Annotated in this window: 23 protein-coding genes; 8 read left to right on the plus strand and 15 right to left on the minus strand. The window is 69.8% G+C overall.

All coding sequences use genetic code 11. The features are described from left to right. Positions 1 to 2: 2 nt before the first annotated feature. The 3 genes from WFG93_RS03250 to WFG93_RS03260 all read left to right on the plus strand — a co-directional run bounded on the left by WFG93_RS03250 (position 3) and on the right by WFG93_RS03260 (position 3125). The gene (locus tag WFG93_RS03250) at positions 3 to 1682 is read left to right on the plus strand and encodes an ABC1 kinase family protein (RefSeq protein WP_336644879.1); all 1680 of its coding nucleotides are present in this window, start codon (positions 3 to 5) and stop codon (positions 1680 to 1682) included. A 74-nt stretch (positions 1683 to 1756) separates the two neighbouring features. Then, on the plus strand, positions 1757 to 2143 hold the full coding sequence (locus WFG93_RS03255) for an ArsR/SmtB family transcription factor (RefSeq protein WP_336644880.1): 387 nt from the start codon (positions 1757 to 1759) through the stop codon (positions 2141 to 2143). A 1-nt stretch (position 2144) separates the two neighbouring features. Beyond that, the gene (locus tag WFG93_RS03260) at positions 2145 to 3125 is read left to right on the plus strand and encodes an SRPBCC family protein (protein ID WP_336644881.1); all 981 of its coding nucleotides are present in this window, start codon (positions 2145 to 2147) and stop codon (positions 3123 to 3125) included. A 112-nt stretch (positions 3126 to 3237) separates the two neighbouring features. Here the strand turns inward: WFG93_RS03260 and WFG93_RS03265 are convergent, their stop codons facing one another. Further along, a complete protein-coding gene (locus WFG93_RS03265) occupies positions 3238 to 3621 on the minus strand; it encodes a DoxX family protein (protein WP_336644882.1) in 384 nt (127 codons plus the stop codon). 102 nt (positions 3622 to 3723) lie between these two features. Here WFG93_RS03265 and WFG93_RS03270 point away from each other — a divergent pair, with 102 nt between their 5' ends. Then, complete coding sequence (locus WFG93_RS03270; protein WP_336644883.1) at positions 3724 to 4755, plus strand: mechanosensitive ion channel family protein; 1032 nt, start codon at positions 3724 to 3726, stop codon at positions 4753 to 4755. 6 nt (positions 4756 to 4761) lie between these two features. Here WFG93_RS03270 and WFG93_RS03275 read toward each other — a convergent pair whose 3' ends face one another. Genes WFG93_RS03275 through WFG93_RS03285 form a run of 3 tightly spaced genes read right to left on the minus strand, consistent with a single transcriptional unit; the run spans position 4762 to position 6247 of the window. Further along, positions 4762 to 5142, minus strand: a complete 381-nt coding sequence (locus WFG93_RS03275) for a DoxX family protein (RefSeq protein ID WP_336644884.1) — start codon at positions 5140 to 5142, stop codon at positions 4762 to 4764. 54 nt (positions 5143 to 5196) lie between these two features. Then, a complete protein-coding gene (locus WFG93_RS03280) occupies positions 5197 to 5496 on the minus strand; it encodes a DUF503 domain-containing protein (protein ID WP_336644885.1) in 300 nt (99 codons plus the stop codon). Between the two features lie 4 nt (positions 5497 to 5500). After that, positions 5501 to 6247: a ribonuclease H family protein gene (locus WFG93_RS03285; protein ID WP_336644886.1), complete on the minus strand. Its 747-nt coding sequence runs from the start codon at positions 6245 to 6247 to the stop codon at positions 5501 to 5503. Between the two features lie 54 nt (positions 6248 to 6301). On the opposite strand from WFG93_RS03285, the gene WFG93_RS03290 reads away from it, so the two are divergent. After that, positions 6302 to 6595 (plus strand): hypothetical protein, encoded by a 294-nt coding sequence (locus WFG93_RS03290; RefSeq protein ID WP_336644887.1) that lies wholly within the window; start codon positions 6302 to 6304, stop codon positions 6593 to 6595. 37 nt (positions 6596 to 6632) lie between these two features. Here WFG93_RS03290 and WFG93_RS03295 read toward each other — a convergent pair whose 3' ends face one another. Genes WFG93_RS03295 through WFG93_RS03315 form a run of 5 tightly spaced genes read right to left on the minus strand, consistent with a single transcriptional unit; the run spans position 6633 to position 9321 of the window. Beyond that, positions 6633 to 6845 carry a hypothetical protein gene (locus tag WFG93_RS03295; protein ID WP_336644888.1) on the minus strand — a complete coding sequence of 71 codons (213 nt, stop codon included), beginning with the start codon at positions 6843 to 6845 and terminating at the stop codon, positions 6633 to 6635. A gap of 42 nt (positions 6846 to 6887) precedes the next feature. Further along, positions 6888 to 7385, minus strand: a complete 498-nt coding sequence (locus WFG93_RS03300; RefSeq protein WP_336644889.1) for a VOC family protein — start codon at positions 7383 to 7385, stop codon at positions 6888 to 6890. Positions 7386 to 7403: 18 nt separating this feature from the next. After that, the gene (locus WFG93_RS03305; protein ID WP_336644890.1) at positions 7404 to 7802 is read right to left on the minus strand and encodes a VOC family protein; all 399 of its coding nucleotides are present in this window, start codon (positions 7800 to 7802) and stop codon (positions 7404 to 7406) included. A gap of 51 nt (positions 7803 to 7853) precedes the next feature. Then, the gene (locus tag WFG93_RS03310) at positions 7854 to 8249 is read right to left on the minus strand and encodes a protealysin inhibitor emfourin (RefSeq protein ID WP_336644891.1); all 396 of its coding nucleotides are present in this window, start codon (positions 8247 to 8249) and stop codon (positions 7854 to 7856) included. Then, positions 8224 to 9321 carry a M4 family metallopeptidase gene (locus tag WFG93_RS03315; protein WP_336644892.1) on the minus strand — a complete coding sequence of 366 codons (1098 nt, stop codon included), beginning with the start codon at positions 9319 to 9321 and terminating at the stop codon, positions 8224 to 8226. Before WFG93_RS03315 ends, WFG93_RS03310 begins: the two co-directional genes overlap by 26 nt. A gap of 104 nt (positions 9322 to 9425) precedes the next feature. Between WFG93_RS03315 and WFG93_RS03320 the strand changes: the two genes are divergently transcribed. After that, on the plus strand, positions 9426 to 10916 hold the full coding sequence (locus WFG93_RS03320; protein ID WP_336645050.1) for an SDR family NAD(P)-dependent oxidoreductase: 1491 nt from the start codon (positions 9426 to 9428) through the stop codon (positions 10914 to 10916). Positions 10917 to 11039: 123 nt separating this feature from the next. On the opposite strand, the gene WFG93_RS03325 is transcribed toward WFG93_RS03320, so the two are convergent. Together WFG93_RS03325 and WFG93_RS03330 are read right to left on the minus strand one after the other, a co-directional pair. Next, positions 11040 to 13592 carry a DEAD/DEAH box helicase gene (locus tag WFG93_RS03325; RefSeq protein ID WP_336644893.1) on the minus strand — a complete coding sequence of 851 codons (2553 nt, stop codon included), beginning with the start codon at positions 13590 to 13592 and terminating at the stop codon, positions 11040 to 11042. 29 nt (positions 13593 to 13621) lie between these two features. Then, on the minus strand, positions 13622 to 14668 hold the full coding sequence (locus WFG93_RS03330; protein ID WP_336644894.1) for an FUSC family protein: 1047 nt from the start codon (positions 14666 to 14668) through the stop codon (positions 13622 to 13624). Positions 14669 to 14807: 139 nt separating this feature from the next. On the opposite strand from WFG93_RS03330, the gene WFG93_RS03335 reads away from it, so the two are divergent. After that, positions 14808 to 15860, plus strand: coding sequence for a DUF998 domain-containing protein (locus tag WFG93_RS03335; protein WP_336644895.1), 1053 nt, complete (start codon positions 14808 to 14810; stop codon positions 15858 to 15860). 27 nt (positions 15861 to 15887) lie between these two features. On the opposite strand, the gene WFG93_RS03340 is transcribed toward WFG93_RS03335, so the two are convergent. Then, positions 15888 to 16934: a LacI family DNA-binding transcriptional regulator gene (locus tag WFG93_RS03340; RefSeq protein ID WP_336644896.1), complete on the minus strand. Its 1047-nt coding sequence runs from the start codon at positions 16932 to 16934 to the stop codon at positions 15888 to 15890. 96 nt (positions 16935 to 17030) lie between these two features. On the opposite strand from WFG93_RS03340, the gene WFG93_RS03345 reads away from it, so the two are divergent. Beyond that, positions 17031 to 18788: a glycoside hydrolase family 35 protein gene (locus tag WFG93_RS03345; protein ID WP_336644897.1), complete on the plus strand. Its 1758-nt coding sequence runs from the start codon at positions 17031 to 17033 to the stop codon at positions 18786 to 18788. A gap of 100 nt (positions 18789 to 18888) precedes the next feature. On the opposite strand, the gene WFG93_RS03350 is transcribed toward WFG93_RS03345, so the two are convergent. From WFG93_RS03350 to WFG93_RS03360, 3 genes are all read right to left on the minus strand, one after another. Next, a complete protein-coding gene (locus WFG93_RS03350; RefSeq protein WP_336644898.1) occupies positions 18889 to 19815 on the minus strand; it encodes a carbohydrate ABC transporter permease in 927 nt (308 codons plus the stop codon). Next, the gene (locus WFG93_RS03355) at positions 19812 to 20792 is read right to left on the minus strand and encodes a carbohydrate ABC transporter permease (RefSeq protein WP_442928223.1); all 981 of its coding nucleotides are present in this window, start codon (positions 20790 to 20792) and stop codon (positions 19812 to 19814) included. The genes WFG93_RS03350 and WFG93_RS03355 overlap by 4 nt, the downstream gene beginning before the upstream one ends. An 83-nt stretch (positions 20793 to 20875) precedes the next feature. After that, positions 20876 to 22195, minus strand: a complete 1320-nt coding sequence (locus WFG93_RS03360; protein WP_336644899.1) for an ABC transporter substrate-binding protein — start codon at positions 22193 to 22195, stop codon at positions 20876 to 20878. Between the last annotated feature and the right edge of the window lie 80 nt (positions 22196 to 22275).

Below are 22275 nucleotides of genomic sequence, written 5' to 3' on the forward strand. Positions count from 1 at the left end.
GGGTGCGCCCAGTTCGCGACCATCAGGCGCGCTATCGCCGCATCCTGCGGTTCGCCGCGCGGGCCCTCGCCCAGACCTGGTGGTACGAGCTGGTGCTGCCGCGCCTGGGCCTCGCCCGGCTCGCCAACCGCACCCGCAATGACCGGATGCTGCGCCTCGCCCGCCGCTTCCGCGTGCTCGCCGTCGAGCTCGGCGGCCTGATGATCAAGGTCGGACAGTTCATGTCGTCGCGCCTGGATGTGTTGCCACCCGAGATCACCGCCGAGCTCGCCGACCTGCAGGATGAGGTGCCCGCCGAGACGTTCGCCGACATCCGGGCCGCCGCCGAGGCGGAGCTGGGGATGCCGCTCGAGCACGCGTTCGCATCGTTCGACCCGGTGCCCGTGGCCGCGGCATCCCTCGGCCAGGCGCATCGCGCCGTCCTCTCCGACGCGGATGCCGCCGACACCGGCCTAGCGCAGGTCATCGTCAAGGTGCAGCGGCCGGGCATCGACGGCATCGTCGCGGTAGACCTCGCCGCGCTGCGCCGCGTCGCGCGCTGGGTGCAGCGGGTGCGCGCAGTGTCGTCGCGCGTCGACGCACCGGCGCTGGTCGAGGAGTTCGCGCAGACGTGCGAGGAGGAGATCGACTACCTGCACGAGGCCGCGAGTGCTGAGCGCTTCGCCGAGGACTTCGCGACGGATGCCAGGGTCGGCGCCCCCGCAGTCGTGTGGGAGCGCTCGACGCGCCGCGTTCTCACGCTGGAGGACGTCACCGCGATCAAGATCAACGACACCGCCGCCCTGCGCGCCGCCGGCATCGATCCGGCAGACGTCGCGCAGGTGTTCGCGCAGGTCATGCTCGACCAGGTGTTCACGCATTCCTTCGTGCACGCCGACCCGCATCCGGGCAACGTCTTCGTCACTCCGCTCGGCTCTGACGCGCCGAGCGGGGCTGAGCGCGCATGGCGACTCACCTTCATCGACTTCGGCATGATGGCCGAGGTGCCCGACGGCATCCGGGCGGGCCTGCGCACCCTTGTCATCGCCGTCGCCGCGCGCGACAGCCGCGGCATGATCACCGCCGCCCAGCAGATCGGCGTGCTGCTGCCGTCGACGAACACCGCCGAGCTCGAGCGGGCGCTGAGCAAGCTGTTCGCGCGGTTCGGCGGTATGGGCTTCAACGAGCTCGTCGACGTTGACCCCCGCGAGCTGCAGGCGTTCGGAATGGAATTCGGCGAGACCGTGCGGGCGCTGCCCGTGCAGTTCCCCGAGAAGCTGCTGCTGTTGCTGCGGGCGGTCTCGCTCACCTCCGGGATGTGCAGCGCGCTCGACCCGAAGTTCAACATCTGGGAACCTGTCGAGCCCTACGCCACCAAGCTGCTGCGCGACGAGGGCGGCAACTTCATGCGGGACGTGCGCGATCAGGCCATGACGAACATGTCCTCGGTGTGGCGCCTGCCCACTCGCGTCGACGCCGTGCTCGACCGACTCGAGGCGGGCGCGCTCACCTTCGACATCTCCAGCCTGGAGAACCGGCTCGACCGGATCATCCGCGTCGCGTTCCGCGCGGTGTCGGCCGTGCTGTTCGGCGGGATGCTGATCGGCGGCGTCCTGCTGCTGGGGCCGCTCGCCCCGCTCGGGATCGTCCTCATGTGCGTCTCCGTCATTCCGCTCCTGCACGCCATCTTCGGGCGGCGGTGAAGGGGCGGCCCCGAAGGGGAGCCGCTGCAAGAAACCCTTGACACCGGCATCCGCGCGTCCTAACGTACAACCAAATGGTTGTACAAATGAGACTCAGTGAAGCGGAGATCGACCGTGTGTTCCACGCGCTCGCGATCTCGACCCGACGTGACATCCTGCGCCGGACCGTCGAGCGCGAGCAATCCGTCTCCACCCTCGCGGGCGACTACGAGATGTCGTTCGCGGCGGTGCAGAAGCATGTGGCCGTGCTCGAAGAGGCCGGTCTCATCATCAAGCGCGCCGAGGGACGCGAGCGGCTCGTCCGCGCGAACCCCGAGATGATCGCCCGTGCGCGGGCGCTTCTCGCCCGGTACGAAGAGCTCTGGCGCGCCCGCGTCGCCCGGCTCGACGATCTGCTGGCCGGCGATTCGACAGGCTCACCGGCCCAAGAAGACAACGAAGACCCCGTCAAAGGAGACTGAAATGCCCGTCACCGACATCATCACCGACCACGAGAACCTGACGATGACCGTGATCGCCGATCTCGCCGCACCCATCGAGCGCGTCTGGGCCGTGTACAGCGATCCCGAGCAGCTCGGCCGCTTCTGGGGCCCGCCCAGCTGGCCGGCGACCTTCACCTCGTGGAACCACGAGGTGGGCGGACGCGCGACCTACACGATGCACGGCCCGCGCGGCGAGAAGGCCTCCGGGTACTGGGAGTTCCTCGCCATCGAGCAGCCGCACCGCTTCGAGGTGCTCGACGGCTTCGCCGACGAGCAGGGCAACCCGAACGACGACCTGCCGGCGATGCGCATGGAGTTCACGTTCGAGCCCACCGCCGACGGCACGCGCATGCGCAACACCAGCCACTTCACCTCCTTGGAAGCGCTCGAGCAGATCGTCGCCATGGGCGCCGTCGAGGGCACCCGCCTGGCGATGTCGCAGCTCGACGCCGTGCTGCAGGACCTGCGCGACTACGCCCAGGGCAAGGGGACCCGCGTCGAACTGCTCGACGACACCCACGTGCGCATCACACGTCTCGTGGAGGGCCCGCGCGAGCTGGTCTGGCGCGCGCACACCGAGCCCGAGCTCATCCGGCAGTGGATGCTCGGACCCGACGGCTGGGAGATGACGGAGTGCGTCGTCGGCAACGAGCCCGGTCAGAGCTACCGCAACTCCTGGGCGCCGGTCGGCGACACCGAGGGCGAGCCGTTCGGCTTCGAGGGCGAGACGCTGCTCGTCGACGCGCCGCGCCGCGCCGTGACGACCGAGCGGATGCAGGGGACCGACGGACCTGAAACCCTGAACGACCTGAACCTCTACGAGGAGGACGGCGCAACGCTCGTCACCGTGCTCATCGAGTATCCCGACAAGGAGACGCGCGACATGATCCTCGCCACCGGCATGGCCGAGGGCATGGAGGCCTCGTTCCGCCGGCTCGAGTCGGCGGTGCTCACCGTCTGAGGTTCAGAACTCCGGAAAAACCGGCCGATCCAAGGGCGGATCGGCCGGTTCTCGCGTTCTACGGCTCCGATCTCCGGAGTTCTGAGCCGAACCGTGGGCAGCCAGGGCTCGCTCAGCCGCGTCGAGTGCTCCACAGCGCGAGCCACACGAGCACCGGCTGAAAGAACAGCCGCCCGAAGCGCTTCATGTCGGTGTCCAGCCCGAAGCCGTCGCGGTGATGCGTCCACTGCGACACGTTCCCGGGGAAGATCGCGAGGAAGAACAGCGCCGTCAGCACCCCGACCAACCGGCGGCGACGCCACGCGAACAGCAGCGCCGTGCCGAGACCGACCTCGACGACTCCGGATGCCACGACCGTGGCATCCGGATCGAGCGGCACCCAATCGGGAACCTGCGCCTGGAACTCATTGCGCGCGACGGTGAGGTGGCTGACGCCGGCGAAGGCGAGAGCGCCGCCGAGGGCGATTCGGGCGAGCATGCGAGCGGGTGACGTCATGCCCCGATGGTACGCGGATGCCCGAGACACCGGCAGCGGCCGTCGCAGACGCAGATCACCGCGCACTCAGGAACGCGTCCCCTCGGCGCCTACGGTGGAAGGATGCTCGATTGGACCTCGTGGACCGGAACCGTCGTCGCCGTCGTCATCGCCCTGGCGGCCGCCGTCGCCGCGGTGCTCGCCCTGCGCACCATCACCTCGCTGCTCAGCCGCAGGGCGCGCTGGATGCGCGATCTCGATCGACGGGCGCGCCGCGCCTGGGCGATGGTGTGCCTCGTCGTGGCGCTGTGGATCGCCGGGGCGACCACGCAGCCCGCGCGGGAGGAGTGGTGGCCGGGCGTCTCGCACCTGCTGCTGATCGGCACCATCCTCTCTGGCGCCTGGCTGCTCGGCACCGTCGTCTCGTTCGCCTTCGAGGGGCTGCTCACCCGCGAGAAGGTGACCTTCTCTGGCGCGGATCTGCGCCGCCGTCGCACCCAGATCCTCATCATCCAGCGCCTCACCGTCGTGCTGATCGCGGTGATGGCGGTCGGCATGGCGCTGTTCTCGTTCCCGGCCCTGCGCGTGGTGGGCACCAGCGTGCTGGCATCCGCGGGCATCGTCTCAGTCATCGCCGGCCTCGCCGCGCAGTCGATCTTCGGCAACCTCATCGCCGGCATCCAGATCGCCTTCACCGACTCCATCCGCGTGGGCGACGTCGTCGTCATCGACGAGCAGTTCGGCCGCATCGGCGAGATCAACCTCTCGTACGTCGTCGTCTACGTCTGGGACGAGCGCCGGCTGATCATCCCGTGCAGCTACTTCACCACCAACGTCATCGAGACCTGGACCCGCCGATCGGATGCCATCCTCGGCACCGTCTACATGGACCTCGATTGGCGCGTGCCGATGGATGCCGTCCGCGCCCGCTTCGCCGAGATCCTCGCGGCCTCCGAGGCGTGGGACCGCCGCAGCAGCGGCGCGTACGTCACCGACTCGCAGGGCGGCTTCGTCACGGTGCGCTTCACCGTCTCGGCCAAGGACTCCGACGACCTGTGGACGCTGCGCTGCGCCGTGCGCGAGCAGATGATGGCGTGGCTGCAGCAGGAGCACCCCGACGCGCTGCCGCGCACCCGGGTCGCGCTGGAGAGCTGAGCGGCGTCAGTCGCGCGTCGACCGCAGAGCCAGCAGCACGAGCACCGGCTGCAGGAACAGCCGCCCGAACCGCTTCATCTCGGTGTCGAGTCCCGGCGCGTTGCGGTGATGCGTCCACTGCGAGACGTTGCCGGGGAATACCGCGACGAAGAACAGCGCGACGAGCCGGCCGACGCCGCGCCGGCGCCGCCGGGCGAGCAGCAGCGCAGCGCCCAGCGCGATCTCGATCCAGCCGGATGCCACCACCGTGGCATCAGGATCACCCGGCACCCAGTCGGGCACGGCGACGCGGAACCCGCGCCGCGCGAACGTGAGATGCGCCACGCCGGTGAAGAGCAGGAGCCCGGCGAGAGTGATGCGGGTGATCGTCTGCGGAACAGAAGCCATTCCGTGAGTGTACGCAGGACGCGCACCCGGACCGCCTGCAGAGCTGAGCGAGCGTCAGTCGTCCCCGCTGGAGTGCAGGCCGCGACGTGCCGAGAGCAGCTCGATCTCGGGATGCTGCTCCACGAGCATCCGCTCCGCCTGATCGAGCACATCGCGCACATGCGAGGCGTGCGCCGCGACGACGGAGACGCCGATCACCGTGCGCCGATGCAGGTCCTGAGCGCCGACCTCCGCGACCGCGGCCTCGGTGCGCCGACTGAGATCGGCGATGATCGGCCGGATGACGCTGCGCTTCTGCTTGAGCGAATGGACGTCGCCCAGCAGGATGTCGAACTCGATCCAGCCGATCCACATGGCGTCAGATGAGCCGGCGCAGCGCGTCGGCGAGCGAGATGCCCTGCGCGTCGGCGCGGTCGCGCAGCCGCGCGTGCTCGGCGGCGGTCAGCGAGACGGTGATCTCGATCGGAGCCGCGGTCGTCGCGGAGCCGGACGACGGGTCGTCGAGCCCGTCCAGAAGATCGACCGGCTCGGCCCAGAGCAGCTGGGAAGCGGGAACGGGTCCCCCGGCCCGCGAGGTGCCGACCGACGCTGCGGAGGCGGCGACCGACATCGCCCCGGCCAGCGCCGCGCCGGCATCAGCGGTCGATGTGAAACCGGGCCCGCGGCGCGGCTCCTGCTTCTGCTGATACGCCTTCGCCGCCGCATTCGCGCGCTCGTCGGCGGCCTCGTTCAGCGGATGCCCGGCGTGTCCCTTCACCCAGGTGAACTCCACATCGCGCCCGCGCATCGCCTCGTCGATGCCCTCGAGCAGCTCCCGATTCAGCACCGGCCCGCCGTCGGACTTGCGCCAGCCGCGGCGCTTCCACCCCGGCATCCACTTCGTCACCGAGTCGATCACGTACCGCGAGTCGCACTCGATCACGAGCTTCTCGTCGATGCCGGCGGTTGCGCGCAGCAGCTCGAGCACCGCCTGCAGCTCGCCCTGATTGTTCGTGCCGTGCGGCGAGCCGCCCGCTGCCCAGCGGTCGTCGTCGATGTACCAGGCCCAGCCGTTCGGGCCCGGATTGCCGAGGGCGGAGCCGTCGGCGGCGGCGGTGATCGTCATCCTTCCACCGTAGAGCGTGGCGGCGACGGCATCCGCACTGGGTAGCCTCGAGGGGTGCCCGGATTCGCCCTGAAGACCGTGATCATCGTGATCGCGATCGCGCTGCTCGTGATCGTCGTGGCGCGCGCGTTCCGTCGCGGACCGGTGGAGGCGCCGGGTCAGCGGATGCCGCTGCTGGGCGTGCTGAGCGCGGCGGCGCTGCTGGCGGTGGGCTTCCTTCTCGCGTTGATCTCGTTCACCTCGCAGTACACCGCAGACCTGCTGCCGCTGCGCATCGCGGCGGTGGTCGCCGTGGTGGCCGGAGCAGTCGTGCTGCTCATCTCAACGCGCCGCGCGCGCAGACGCTGACCCGACCGCAGCTGACCTGAGCTGACCGCAGTCGGTCTCACTCGCCCGCGTCGGCGACATCGGCGGCCTCTGGAGCGGGTGGCGCGACCGGCACCACCACGGTCGTGTACTTGGCGGTCAGCCCGACATCCATGAGATCGAGCGCCGGCGCCTCGTCGAGCCGTTCCGTGGGCGCGGTCTCGTCCAGCGGCTCGCCGGGCAGCGCGGCCCAGGCGCTCGGCTCCTGCGGCTTCTGCGTGAACAGTCCCATGAGCCCATTGTCACCCCGTCGCTGGCATCCGAAGGCGGGATCTCAGAAGTCGGCGATGACGAGCTTCTTCATGTGCATCATCCGCTCGAACGCGCCGGGGCGGGCCAGCAGCTCGTCGGCGTTATCGGGCACGATCTGCCAGCTCACGCCGTAACGGTCGACCAGCCAGCCGCACTGCTCCGCCTCGGGCACGGCCGACAGCGCGCCCCACAGGCGATCGATCTCGTCCTGATCCGTGCAGCGCACCTCGAGCGAGACGCCCGGCGTGAAGCCGAACCGGTGCGCGACATTCGAGTCCATCATCGAGAACCACTGCTCTCCGATGTGGAACTCGGCGAACATGATGCTGCCCGCACCGGCCGTGCCACTGGCCTGCGGATACTCCACGACAGTGCCGAAGCCGGCATCGTCGAACAGCGACATGTAGAACTCGGTGGCCTCGCGGGCCCTGTCCTGCACGGCTCCGGAGAACATGATCTGCGGCATCACGAACGGGCGCGGCTCACCCGCAGGGCCGGTGAGCATGAGCTGCCAGCTCACGCCGTAGCGGTCCTGGATTCAGCCGTAGTATGGGCTGAACGGATATGCGTCCAACGGCATCAGCGCCTGCCCGCCATCCGACAGCGCTGTCCAGGTCTTCTCGAGTGCGGCGCGCGCCGCCTCGGCATCGCCGTCGAAGAGCTCCGGATCGAAGTTCAGCATGAGCGAGATCGCCGGGGTCGGGTGATACGTGTCATCCACGTTCATCAGCGTGATGTGGAATCCGGCGACGTCCACGTCGACGACGACCGGCTCACCGGCGAGATCCGACGGCGGGCCGTCGTCCGGCGTCGGCATGTCCGCCGGGTAGCGCAGGCCGATGTGGGATCGGGTCCACGGCAGGGCGCGGCTGTAGAACTCCCCGGCTTCGGCCGCGTTGCGGTCGCACCAGATGTTCGGAACGATCTTCTGGGTCATCTTCCACTCCGTCGTGGTCTGTCGGTCTTCGTGTCACTGCTCGTCGTGGGATCACTGCTCTTCGTCGTGCGAATCGGCCTCGCGGACGGCGTCGACGAGTTCGCGCCACGCGCCGTCGAGTCGCGTGTCGGGGATCACCTGCTCGAGCTGCTCGTCGCGGATGCGGGCGTGGATGCTCCACACGTACCTATCGGCGCCGCTGCCGTCGGGATCGAGGTGCTCGTCCCACGGGCAGCGCTGCACGAGCCCCAGCCAGGACGGAGCCTGTTCGGGCGCGGGTTCGGCGCGCCAGCGCCGACGCAGCCCGGCGATGCCGCCGGTGCGCACGACGGCGATGACGATGCGACTCTGCGCACCATCGCTGTCGCCCGCCGCGCAGCCGGAAGCGGGCGCCGTGGCATCCGGTTCGGCATCCGCACCGTCAGCGGCGTTCTCGTACTCGCGCATCCTCGATCACTCCGACGGCGATCCACGCCTCGCGGACCGCTGATTCCACGCTAGCCCCGATCGCGGCCGCAGCGGTGACCGTCTCGTCGGCGAACTCGGTGAAACCTGCCGTCGACGACAATCCGCCGGTCAGCGCGCGGTACCAGACCAGCCCGGCGCCCTCCCACGCCGGGCCGCCGAGTGCTCGGGCGGCCAGCGCGAACGCGCGGTTCGGGATGCCGGAGTTGATGTGCACCCCGCCGTTGTCCTCTGTGGTCTGCACGTAGTCGCGCATGTGCGCCGGCTGCGGGTCCTTGCCCAGCTCGTCGTCGTCGTACGCGGTGCCCGGCTCGAGCATCGAGCGCAGCGCGCGCCCCTGCACCTGATCGGTGAACAGCCCTTCGCCGATCAGCCAGCTCGCCTGCTCGGCGCTCTGGCCGAGCGCGTGCTGCTCGGTGAGCGCGCCGAGCACATCCGCGATCGACTCGTTCAGGGCGCCGGACTGGTCGCGGTAGACCAGACCCGCCGTGCTCTGGATGACGCCGTGCCCCAGCTCGTGCCCGATCACCGAGATCGATCGCGTGAAGCTGCCGAACACCTCGCCGTCGCCGTCGCCGAACACCATGCGCGTGCCGTCCCAGAAGGCGTTGTCGTAGTCCTCGCCGTAGTGCACGGTGGCGTTCAGGGGAGCGCCGAGGCCGTCGAGCGAGTTGCGGTCGAAGGCATCCAGCAGCAGGGCGAACGTCGCGCCGAGTCCGTCGAAGGCCTCGTTCACGGTGGCGTCCGCGACCGGCTCGTCATCCTCACCGCGCACGATGATCCCCGGCAGCTTCTCGGTGTTCTGGGCGTCGGAGATCGTGCGCGTGGGCGCCGGCGACACCTCGGCGACCAGCGCGCCGTTCTCGTCGATCGACAGCTCGAGCGTGGAGTGGAACGCGGGCCGCCCGGCGATCAGGGTCTGCCGGGCCGCTCGGGCGGCGTGCGTGTAGCGCTCGGAGTGCGCCAGACGCGCCAGCAGGTAACCGGGAACGATGCCGGGGCACGTCGGCGCGGGTGTCGCTGCGGCGGTGCGGAACTCTGCTGCGGTGCTCATATGCCGACCATACGCCGGGGCGCCGACAACGCCCAGGGGGGTTCAGCTTCGCCGCGTAGAATCGGCCCAATGATCCTTCGACAGGCTCAGGAGCTCAGAGCGTGATGCCCGCATCCGGCATCGATCCCGACGACCTCGCCACCACCCTGCGGGTGCTCGCCTCGCTCGATGAGGTCGACCAGCAGCATCCGGACTACCTCTCGGTGCGCCGGGCGACCGCGAACATGTTCAAGGCCGTCAAGCGGGCTCGGCGCAAGGAGATCCGCGATGCCATCGCCGACGCCGACAAGGCCGTCGTCGCGCGCACGGCCACCGGCGCGCCCGACCGCATCGACGACGAGACCCGCGGACTCGACCTCGCGTCGCGCGTGACCGACGCGCCCAGCGCCGGGGAGCTGCTCAAGCCCCGCAACTGCTACATCTGCAAGCAGCCGTACACGCGCGTCGACGCGTTCTACCACCAGCTGTGCCCGGAGTGCGCGCTGTTCAGCCACGGCAAGCGCGACGCCCGCACCGACCTCACCGGCCGGCGCGCGCTGCTCACCGGCGGCCGCGCGAAGATCGGCATGCACATCGCGCTTCGTCTGCTGCGCGACGGCGCGCACCTCACCATCACCACGCGCTTCCCGCGCGATGCGGTGCGCCGCTTCTCGGCGCTGCCCGACGCCGCGGACTGGCTGCACCGGCTGCGCGTCGTCGGCATCGACCTGCGCGACCCCGCCCAGGTGATCGGCCTGGCCGATTCGGTCGCCGCGCAGGGGCCGCTGGACATCCTCATCAACAACGCAGCGCAGACCGTGCGGCGCTCGCCGGGCGCATACTCGCTGCTCGCGGATGCCGAACTGCAGCCCCTGCCCGACGGCCCGCTGCCCGAGATGGAGACTTTCGGCCACACCGCCGACCCGCACCCGCAGGCGCTGCAGGCCTCGGTCGACGCGCACCCGCTGCTCTCGGTCGCCGCGCTCGGCGGCACGGTCGCCGAGCAGGGAGGTCAGGCGCTCACCGCCGAGGACCTCGCGCGGCTGGCGATGGCGCCCGGATCGTCCTCGCTCGCCAAGCATGCCGACGGCACCGCGATCGACGCCGGCGGGCTCGTGCCCGACGTGAACCGGGTGAACAGCTGGGTGCAGTCGGTGGAGCAGGTCGACCCGCTCGAGATGCTCGAGGTGCAGCTGTGCAACACGACCGCGCCCTTCCTGCTGATCAGCCGGCTGCGCGTGTCGATGGCGGCGTCGACGGCGCGGCGGAAGTACGTCGTCAACGTCTCGGCCATGGAGGGTCAGTTCTCGCGCCGGTACAAGGGCCCGGGGCATCCGCACACCAACATGGCCAAGGCGGCGCTGAACATGCTGACCCGCACGAGCGCGGGCGAGATGCTCGCCACCGACGGCATCCTGATGACCGCGGTCGACACCGGCTGGATCACCGACGAGCGCCCGCACTTCACGAAGGTGCGACTCGCCGAGGAGGGCTTCCACGCCCCGCTCGACCTGGTCGACGGCGCGGCGCGCGTGTACGACCCGATCGTGCAGGGCGAGGCGGGCGTCGACCTGCAGGGCGTGTTCCTGAAGGACTACCAGCCCAGCCCCTGGTGAGGCGAGCCGTCACTACTGCGGTGTTGCGGATCGGGGGCCGACAGTCCAGATGTCGGACGCTTCCCGGCATCCGGTCCGACATCTGGCGTGTCGGACCCCGGAACGCATCCGGATGGGTGCGGACTAGAGTCGGTCGACGCCCGTCACGGTGATGACGGCCTCGCCGGCCTCGTCGGATGGCGCGAGGTCGACCGTCGCAGAGATACCCCAGTCGTGATCGCCGGCGGGGTCGTCGAGGATCTGGCGCACGGTCCACGCATCGGCGCCCTGCTCGATGAGCAGCAGCTGCGGGCTCCGCGCGTCGGCACCGGTGCGGATCTCGTCGTGCTCGGCGAAGTAGGCGTCGAGGGCGTCGTTCCAGCCGTCAGCTCCGAAATCGGCGTCGAGGGATGCCAGTGAATCGACGTCTTCCCGCGCCGCGAGCAGCACGCGGCGGAACATCTCGTTGCGCACCAGCACGCGGAAGGCGCGCACGTTCGAGGTGAGGCGCTTCGGCGCGGGTGGCACGACCGGCTGGTCGCGAGTCAGGGACCCAGCGACAAGGTCCTCCCACTCGTCGAGCAGGCTGGAGTCCACCTGGCGCACGAGCTCGCCGAGCCACTCGATGAGGTCGTGCAGCTCCTCGGTCTTCAGATGCTCGGGAATGGTCTGCGAGGCCGCGCGGTAGGCATCCGACAGGTAGCGCAGCACGACGCCCTCGGACCGGGCGACCTTGTAATAGGCGACGTATTCCCCGAACGACATGGCCCGCTCGTACATGTCGCGCACGACCGATTTCGGGTGCAGCTCGAAGTCGCGGATCCACGGCTGCGAGCTGCTGAAGGTCTCGAACGCAGCACCCAGCAGCTCCTCCAGCGGCTTCGGGTACGTGATCTGCTCCAGCAGCTCCATGCGCTCGTCGTACTCGATGCCCTCGGCCTTCATGGCGCTGACCGCCTCGCCGCGCGCGAGGAACTCCTGCTGGCTGAGGATGGCCCGCGGGTCGTCGAGCGTCGCCTCGACGATCGAGATCATGTCCAGCGCGTAGTTGCCGTTCTGGGCCCCTGAGACCGTCGAAGGGCCTGAGCCCGTCGAAGGGTCGAGCAGCTCGAACGCCGCCAGGGCGAACGGAGAGAGGGGCTGATTGAGCGCGAAGTTCGGCTGCAGGTCGACTGTGAGGCGCACCCCCTTCGGCCGGCTTGCGGATTCAGTGTCGTAGGCCTCCACGACACCGGATTGCAGCAGCGTGCGGTAGATGCCGAGGGCGCGCAGCGCCAGCAGCCGCTGGTTCGCGCGAGACTCATGGTTGTCGTATACCAGGGAGCGCATATTCGCGAAGACGTCGCCGCCGCGCGCGATCACGTTCAGCATCATCGCGCTGGTGATCTGCATGTGCGACGTCAGGGTCTCGGGCTCCGACGCGATGAGCTTCTGGAACGACGGCTCACCCCACGAGACGAACCCGTCCGGCGCCTTCTTGCGGATGATCTTCCTGCTCTTTTTGCTAGGTCCCTGAGCCTGTCGAAGGGCTTCTGCCTTCCTGATCGCCGCGAGGTTCTCGGTCTCATGCTCGGGCGCCTGCGCGACCACGGTGCCGGCGGTGTCGTAACCCGCGCGTCCGGCGCGCCCTGCGATCTGATGGAACTCACGAGCGTTCAGCTGCCGCATCCGCTTGCCGTCGAACTTCGTCAGTGCCGTGAGCAGCACGGTGCGGATAGGCACGTTGATGCCGACACCGAGCGTGTCGGTGCCGCAGATCACCCGCAGCATCCCCCGCTGGGCCAGCTGCTCGACCAGCCGGCGGTACTTCGGCAGCATCCCGGCGTGGTGCACGCCGATGCCCAGGCGCAGCAGCCGCGACAGCGTCCGACCGAACGCGGTGGTGAAGCGGAAGCCGCCGATCAGCTCGGCGATGGCATCGCGCTGCTCGCGCGTGGCGACCTTGGCGCTCGCCAGCGCCTGCGCGCGCTCCATCGCCGCGGCCTGCGAGAAATGCACGATGTAGATGGGCGCCTGCCCGGTCGAGAGCAGATCGTCGATCGTCTCGTGGATGGGCGTCGTCTCGTAGTAGAAGTGCAGCGGCACGGGCCGCTCGACGCCGGTCACGACCGCTGTGTCGCGTCCGGTGCGACGGGTGAGGTCGGATGCCAGCTCCGTCACATCGCCCAGCGTCGCCGACATCAGCACGAACTGCGTCTGCGGCAGCTCGAGCAGCGGCACCTGCCACGCCCACCCGCGATCGGGGTCGCCGTAGAAGTGGAACTCGTCCATCACGACCTGCCCGACGTCGGCGTCCGACCCCTGGCGCAGCGCGAGGTTCGCGAGGATCTCCGCCGTGCAGCACACGATGGGCGCGTCCGCGTTCACCGCGGAGTCGCCGGTGACCATGCCGACGTTCGCCGCGCCGAACACGTCGACCAGCGAAAAGAACTTCTCGCTCACCAGGGCCTTGATGGGCGCGGTGTAGTACGACCGGCGCCCGTCGGCGAGCGCGGCGAAGTGCGCGCCGATCGCCACCAGCGACTTGCCGGTGCCGGTCGGGGTCGACAGGATCACGTTCTGGCCCGAGACGATCTCGATGACCGCCTCGTCCTGCGCGGGGTACAGGCTGATGCCCGTCGACTCCGCCCACTCGACGAAGGCCGTGTACACGGCATCCGCATCGGCACCGCGGACGAGGGAGGGATCGAGAGGCATGATGCTCCGATCCTTTCACGCGCGCCGGGTCAGGTCTCGTCCCGCAGTTCGCCGTGGATGCGGCGCAGGTCCTCCATGAGCGAGCCGACCAGGATCCAGTGATCGGATGCCGGCGGCCGCACGACCAGCGGAGTGGTCAGCGCGGGCACCGCAGAGGTGTGCGGCGCGGCGTCGTCCGCGTCGGGTGCGGCATCCGCTGACTGCACCGCGAGCCGCACGTCGTGCCCCGCGCGATGCAGCTGCTCGGCGATCGCCCGCACGGTCGGATCCGCGGCCAGCGAGTCCTCGTAGTGGTCGATGTACGCGCGGGTCATGCCGATTACCTGCGTCACGGCGGGTTCGAGGCGGTCGAACAGCGCGCGCAGCTGCGTCAGATCGTCGCGGTGCCGGCCCTGCCGAGGGTTGAGTGAGAGCGATTCCTCGGCGGCGGTGAGGGATGCCTCCGCCGCATCCTTCATCGGGCGCAGCAGCCGCGCCTCGAGCATGAGCTCCTGCCGCTGCGGGGCGGTGCGCGTGACGGGAAGGGCGTCGGCGAGACGGTCGAGCGACGCCGCGAGCTCCCCGCCCAGCAGGCCGATGTCGCGACGAGCGGGCGCGGTGAGCACCGGCGGCACCACGGCGACGTTCACGACGAAGCCGATCGCGGCGCCGATCAGCGTCTCGACGATCCGATCGAGCGCGTAGTCGGGGTTCGACGATCCCAGCGCGAGCACCAGCACCGCCGAGATCGCCACCTGGTTGCCGGTACCGGTCGACGCCCGCATCGCCCACGCCGCCAGCAGCGCCACCAGCACGGCGGCCAGCACCACCCAGCTCTGCGCGCCCAGCAGCAGGCTGAGCAGCACGGCGATCACGACGCCGAAGATCACGCCCGCACTGCGTTCGAGTGCCTTCGACAGTGACTGGTTGACGCTCGGCTGCACCACCAGCAGCGCCGCGATCGCCGCGAACACCGGCAGCGGGCCGGGGATCAGCCAGCCCGCGATCAGCCAGGCCGCGATCGTCGCCGCGGCCGACTTCAGCACCTGCAGCAGGGGAGCGCGGCGGGCGGAGCGGATCGCGGCGGGGAAGCGCATGCGTCAACGCTAGCCCTCCGCCTCGAGGCGCAGGAGATCACGCGAAACGCAGGAGAGATCCGGCATCCCGAGCCTGCGTTTCGTGTGAACTCCTGCGATTCGCGCGACGCCGGAGAAGCGGCGGATGATTCGATGGGGTATGGACGTTCGGCGGGCGCTGCGCGAGCAGGTGCGGATGCTGTGGGCCACCGCGATCTGCTTCGCGACGGGCACCGTGATCGGCACGGCCGTGCTGTGGGGCGCCGCCCGGCCCTTCAGCGGCGACGGCTCGGCGATCATCCCGATGGCGCTCGTCGCGGCGGTCATCGCCGCGGCCGCCTTCACCGTCAGCTCCCGCATGCACCGCGCCGGTGAGACCGCGCCGATGCCGCTCTGGCAGTCGCTCGTGTCGCACGTCAGTGCGGTCGCGGTGACCGTCGCCATCGCTGGTGTCGTCGGACTCGGCATGCTGCTCGCCGGCGAGGTGCTCGCGACGGGGCTGCAGCGGCTCACGCTGCCGGCGGTGGTGGGCGGGCTGTTCACCGGCGTCGCCGCAGCCCTGGGCGGCCGGTTCGCGTTCCGTCTGGGGATGCGGCTGAGCACCAAGGACCTCGCCTCGCTGCTGTCGGCATTCCTGGTGATCGGCACGCTGTTCGCCATGCTCACCGCCACCGACGCGGCCTGGTGGGAGCGCAGCTTCTCGGAGCTGGGGATCGGCGCCGGCGGATGGGCGTTCAACGGCACGGCTGTCGTGGCGGGGCTGCTGGTGGCGACGACCGGCTCGTACCTCGGCCGCGACCTGCACCGGATGCTGGGCGATGCCGCTCTGCCGCACATCGCGGCCATCGTGCTGACCTGGGCCGGTGCGGGCGTCGCGCTCGCCGCGGTGGGGCTGCTGCCGCTGGACCGGGTGCCGGTCGCGCACGCTGTCGCAGCCGTGTCGACCCTGGCGCTCATCCTCACCGCGACCGTGCTGACCACTCTGCTGCTGCGCGAGGTGGTGCTGCTGCGTGTGCTGACCATCGTGTTCGTCGTTCTCGCGGTGCTCGCCACCGTGATCGCCTTCGGGCTGCGGATGCTGTCGGTCGCTGCTCTCGAGGCGGTGGTGGTGGGCCTGGTGCTGCTGTGGCTGACCACCCTCGTGCAGGTGCTCGCGGTGCTGGCCCCAGCGGTGTCACGCCCCTCCGCGCGACGTGCGCCGCTGCGCGGGTGAGGGGCGCGCGCTCGCGAGAATCTGCGCTCAGCGCTCGCGCGGCGGCGCGGTCGACGAGCGCACGACCAGGGCCGGATGCACATCCGGCACCGTGCCCTGGATGCCCCGGCCCTCCGGGTAGAGCCCCTCGATGTACTCGATGAGCCGCAGTGCGGCCGCGCGTCCCATCGCCTCGAACGGCTGACGCACGGTCGTCAGTGCGGGTGACGCATAGGCGGCCAGCGCGATGTCGTCCACACTGACCACCGAGATGTCGTCGGGCACGCTGCGTCCGGCCTCGTGCAGGGCGCGGATGAGGCCGAACGCCATCTCGTCGCTGGAGACGAACACCGCCGTGACGTCGGGGATCGCCGCGACGGTGCGACCCGCGCGGTAGCCGGATTCCGGCGTCCAGTCGCCGGGGATCACCGGCGGCGCCACGAGCCCGCGCTCGCGCAGCGCCTGCTCCCACGCCTCACGCCGCTGCTGCGATTCGATCCAGTAGTCGTCGCCGCTGACGTACCAGACGGTCTCGTGTCCCAGCTCGAAGAGGTGCTCGACCGCCAGCCGCGCGATCTCGCGCTGGTCCACCGCGAGCGGCGCGTCGGGCTGCATCGAGCTGACCATGCTGCGGATCGTCGGCGTGCGATCCGTGCGCACCTTCAGAGCGGGGCTGTCGAGTTCGACCGGCAGACCCAACACGATGCCCTCGGCGCCCTGACGCTCGAGGCGGTCGAAGGCGTCGAAGAACGCGTCGGTCGAGGAGTGATCGCGCACGGCGACGGTGTTCACGGTGTAGCCGTTGTCGGCGGCGGCCTGCTCGATGCCCACGGCGAGGGCGGCCGAGGAGTACCGGTCGGTCGAGACCATCATGAGTCCGAGGATGCGGCTGCGTCCGGATGCCAGCGACGCGGCCGCCGCATGCACGCGATAGCCCAGTTCTTCCACGGCGGACTGCACACGGCGGGCGGTCTCCGGGCGCACATTCTGCTGTCCGGACATCACTCGCGAGACCGTCTGCGTCGACACTCCCGCCAGGCGCGCGACGTCGACCTGACTGGGGGCGCGGTCATGCGCGGAGCGACGCGGGGGCATGCGGTCAATGATAGCGATCTCGCCGCGCCATCACGCGGGACGAACGCGGCACCAATACGGTAATGTGAGCGCAAACATTCTGACTCCGGGAGCCGCATGTCCACCCCCACTCCTTCCCTCACCTGGCAAGACGGCCAGATCCTTCGCGACGGAGAGCCGCACCGCATCCTCTCCGGTGCCGTGCACTACTTCCGCGTGCATCCCGACCAGTGGGAGGACCGCCTGCGCCGCCTCGCGGCCATGGGCGCCAACACCGTCGACACCTACGTCGCGTGGAACTTCCACGAGCGCACGGAAGGGGAGTACGACTTCACCGGCTGGCGTGACGTGGCGCGGTTCATCCGCATCGCCGGCGAGGTGGGGCTGGACGTGTTCGTTCGCCCCAGCCCGTACATCTGCGCGGAGTGGTCCAACGGCGGCATCCCGTTCTGGCTCAGCGGACGCACCCGCGCCCTGCGAACCGTCGACGCGGACTTCCTGGCCGCCGTCGACGCCTGGTACGACCAGCTGATCCCGCAGCTCGCGCCGCTGCAGGCCGCGCACGGCGGTCCGATCCGTCTGATCCAGGTCGAGAACGAGTACGGCTCGTACGGCACGGATGCCGGCTACCTCGCGCATCTGCGCGACGGGCTGCGCTCGCGCGGCATGGTCGAGATGCTCACCACCGCCGACGGCATCACCTCCGACATGATCGAGCACGGCAGCGTGCCCGACGCCATGAGCACCTTCACCTTCGGCACCGGCGTGCCTCGGGCGATCGAGCTGCAGCGCGTCGGCGAGCACCTGATGTGCAGCGAGCTCTGGGGCGGCTGGTTCGACCACTGGGGCGAGCAGCACCACATCCGCTCGGCTGCCAGCATGCTCGGCACCGTCGACGAGCTGCTCGACGCGGGCGGATCGGTGAGCCTGTACATGGCGCACGGCGGCACCAACTTCGGGCTGTGGAACGGCTCGAACCACGACGGCGTGATCCAGCCGACCGTGACCAGCTACGACTCCGACGCCCCGATCGGCGAGGACGGCACGCTGAACGAGAAGTTCCACGCGCTGCGCGAGCGTTTCGCCCGCTTCCACGACGGCGAGCTGCCGCCGGTTCCGGATGCCCCGCGCCGCCAGTCTGCGGCCTCCGCCGATCTCACCCGCGACGCAGCTCTGCTCGACGTGGTCGCCGCGACGCCCGTGCGGGCCGAGTCGCCGCAGCCGCTGAGCTTCGAGGAACTCGGCGCGGAGGACGGGCTGGTCGCGTACGAGAGCGACCTGCTCTTCCCCGCGGGGGCCACCCTCGGCATCCTGCAGCTGCATGACCGCGCGACGATCTTCTTCGACGGTGAGCGCCTGGGCACACTCGAGCACGACGGCGAGCACACGCTCGCTCTGCCGGCCGACGGCGGCAGCGGCCGGCTCGTGATCATCGTGGAGAGCCTCGGCCGCATCAACTACGGACCGTTCACCGGCCAGGGCAAGGGCATCCTCGGCGGCGTGGTGATCGACGGGCGCCGCTACCAGCACGGCTGGACGCACCGCGTGCTGGGCGACGGCATCCCCGCGGTGCAGGGCGCCACTGGTGCTGTCGCCGACTCCGCCGGGCTCGCGTCGGGCGTGCTCGAGGTCGCCGAGCCGCTGGACGCGTGGCTGGCCTTCCCCGAGGGCGCGAAGGGCATGGTGTGGCTGAACGGCTTCCTGCTCGGGCGGTACTGGGAGCGCGGCCCGCAGGTCACGCTGTACGCCCCGGCGCCGCTGTGGCGCGCCGGCGCGAACGAGATCGTCGTGCTCGACACCGACCGCCTTCCCGCGCGCGTCGAGATCCGTGAGGAGCCGGAGTTCGGCCCCGTCGAGGAGTTCATCGGCACCTGAGCGCCTCACCCGGCTGGTCATCAGCTGAGACGGAGAGAACCTCCCCCTGCAGCAGGGGGAGGTTCTCTTCGTCTTGGGCGTGGCGTTCGGGCGTTCGTGCTCAGCCCTTGACCGCGCCGGCGGTCAGACCCGAGCGCCAGTACCGCTGCAGAGTGAAGAACAGGATGATCAGCGGCACCACGCCCAGCAGCGCGCCGAGCATGACCGCGCCCTTGTCGGGCGAGAAGTAGCTCATCATGCCGTACAGGCCGAGCGTGACCGGCTTCAGCTCGGCGCTGGACACCATCAGCAGCGGCAGCAGGAAGTTGTTCCAGGTGGCGACGAAGATGAACAGGAAGATCGTCACCATGGCCGGCCCCAGCAGGCGCAGCACGATGGTGAAGAAGATGCGAATCTCGCCCGCACCGTCGATGCGGGCCGCCTCGAGCAGCTCGGTGGGCACCGACGACTGCGCGAAGACCATCCCGAGGAACACGCCGAAGGGCGACACCGCGGAGGGGATGATGATCGCCCAGATGGTGTTGGTCAGCCCCAGCGCATGGAACTCGATGTACAGCGGCACGGTCAGCAGCGCCACCGGCAGCAGCAGGCCGCCCATGATCACGCCCACGGCGATCCGGCGACCGGGGAAGGTGAACTTCGCGATCGCGTAGCCCGCCATCACGGCCACGAGCGTGCCGACCACTCCCGCGCTGACGGAGTAGAGGATCGAGTTGCCGACCCAGCGCCAGAACAACCCCTGCGTCCAGCCCATCAGGCTTTCGTAGTTCGTGTCGAGATTCCAGTCCGCGAACCAGAAGCCGAACGTGGTCGTCAGGTCGGTGTTGTTCTTCGTCGAGGCGACCAGCAGCCAGAACACCGGCACCAGGAAGTACAGCATCGCCACGACGAGGGCGATGACGCCGAAGACGCGCGCCAGCGGTCCCGGGGCGATCGAACGCGGGGGAAGGTCGGCCGGCGGCAGAGCGCGCCGGCGAGGGCTGCGCGTCGCCGCGGTCTCCGCGGCGATCAGAGTGGTGGTGGTCATGCGTCCCCCTTGCGGCGCTGCAGCAGCGCGTAGACGATCGCCAGCACGCCGGCGATGACAGCCATGAGCAGGGAGTAGGCGGATGCCGGTCCGCTGCCCGACGGCGAGATCTCGCCCATCATCGAGTTGTAGGTGAGCATCATCGGCGTGAAGTCCTTGCCCATCCACTGGTTCTGGCTCTCGAGCACGACCGGCTCGTTGAAGAGCTGAATGGTGCCGATGATCGACAGCAGCACCGCCAGCAGCGCGGCGCCGCGCACCATCGGCACCTTGATGCGCGTGGCGACCTGCCAGCCGCTGGCGCCGTCGATGCGCGCGGCCTCGTACAGGTCCCGCGGCACCGCCTGCAGCGCCGACAGGAAGATCAGCATGTTGTAGCCGGTGTAGGTCCAGGTGGTCATGTTCGCCATCGACAGCAGGATCGTGCCGGGTGCGAGGAAGTTCGTTCCCTCGGGCAGGAACTCCAGGAACGGCGAGACCTTGGGCGTGTACAGGTAGAGCCACATCATGGCCGCGATGACGCCGGGCACCGCGTAGGGCAGGAAGAACGACAGGCGGAACAGGCCGGGCCGGCGCACGATGAACGAGTCCAGCAGCAGTGCGAGCGCGAGCGCGGCGATGATCATCACCGGGATCTGGAACGCGGCGTACAGCACGACCCGGCCCATGCCGGCCCAGAATGCGCTGTTGCCGATCGCGAGTGCGAAGTTGTCGAACCCGACGAAGGTGTCGACCAGCTCGCCGCCGCCGTACAGCCCCTCGCCCGAGGGCAGCTGGGCGAAGAACGACGCGCGGATGGAGACGAGGATCGGCACGAGGAAGACGATCGCGAACAGGATCGCGAACGGCGCCAGGAACATCCATCCGGTCAGTCCCTCGCGGCGGATGCCACTGCCGCGTCTTCTTCGCGTCACCGGGCGCTGCGGGCCGGAATGCTCGGCCCTCGCGCTGGGCGGTGCGATGGCGGTGTCGGTCACGGCTGATTCCTCCTGATTCAGAACGACGGCGGAGAGCACAGGTGCTCTCCGCCGTCGGCGTCATACGTCGTAGTGCGCGTCGGTCACTCGGCGACCGGCAGGCCCAGGTCCTTCAGCGAGGACACGGCCGTCTTCTGCGCGGTGGCGAAGACATCGGCGACCGGCACCGAGCCCTCCGCGGCGGCGGCAGCGACCTCGTTCATCTTCGACAGCGTCGAGAAGCCGGGGGCGTAGGGGAAGTCCGGGTTGAGGTTCTCGGTCGCGGTGGCGAGCTCTGCCAGCACATCCTGACCGCCGAACTGGCGCTCCATCTTCTCCGGGGTCTTCACGGCGCCCTTGGCGGCGACCACCAGGCCCTGCGAGGCGAGGTCGTCGACCTGGGTGTTGAACCAGGCGTTGAACTTCATCGCCTCCGCCGGGTGCTCGCAGCCCTTCAGCACCGAGACGCCCGAGCCGCCGTCGGGGCCGCTCATCTGACCGGCGCCGAAGTCGGGTAGCTGCGCCACGCGCCACTGGCCCTCGGCGGGGGTGCCGTCGAGCGAGTCGAGCAGGAAGCCGGCCTCCCACGCCGCACCGACGTGACCGACCAGGCTGCCGTCGTTGAGAGCGGCCGTGAAGCCCTCGCCCCAGCGCTCGGTGGTGAGCGTCTGCTTGTTGTCGATGAGGTTCTGCCAGAACGCGGCGACGCGCTCGGAGCCCTTGCCCTCGGTGTCGACCTTCCACTTGTCGCCGGCGCTCGAGAACCAGGTGTCGCCGGCCGCCGCCGACTGCGCCGAGAGCCAGTTGGACGCCTCGTCGGGCGTGAACGCGGTGACGAACTTGCCGGCGGCCGCGGCGGTCGCGCTGTCGGCGGTGAGGTCCTCGAGCGTGGCCGGCACGTCGAGGCCGAGCTCGGTGAAGGCGGCCTCGTTGTAGAAGTACACCAGGGGGCCGGTGTCCTGCGGAAGGCCGACGATCGCGTCGCCGACCTTCATGCCGCTGAACGCGCCGGCCGAGAAGTCGTCCTCGTACTTCTTCGCCTCGTCGGCGACGTCCTGCAGCAGGCCCTTCACGAACAGCTGGGGCACCTCGGAGTACGCCGTCTGCGCCAGGCAGGGTGCGTTGCCGGCCTTCACATCGGTCTCGAGCTTGAGGATCATGTCGCTGGCCGCGCCGTCGAACTTCGTGGTCTTGACCTGGATGTCGGGGTTCTCGTCGTTCCAGCGCTGCACGATGTCCTTGACGGCGGTCATGTCCTTGCCGTCGGGCAGCCGGTGCATGTAGTCGATGGTGATCGCTTCGCCCCCGGAGGGCTTGTCGCCACTCGTGGAGGCGCCGCTGCTGCAGGCGGCGAGACCAAAGGCCGAGATGGCGCCGACGGCGACGACGGCGGCGGTGCGGATGGTGCGGGACGTGGATGCCATGCTGTGCTCCCCGTTGAGGTCAGATGAGAGGGTATCGGCCCTTCGCGGGAGGAGGGGCTCGAAGTCATTAAAGCGCAAAA

The sequence above is a fragment of the Microbacterium sp. USHLN186 genome, from assembly GCF_037145155.1.
GTDB lineage: Bacteria > Actinomycetota > Actinomycetes > Actinomycetales > Microbacteriaceae > Microbacterium.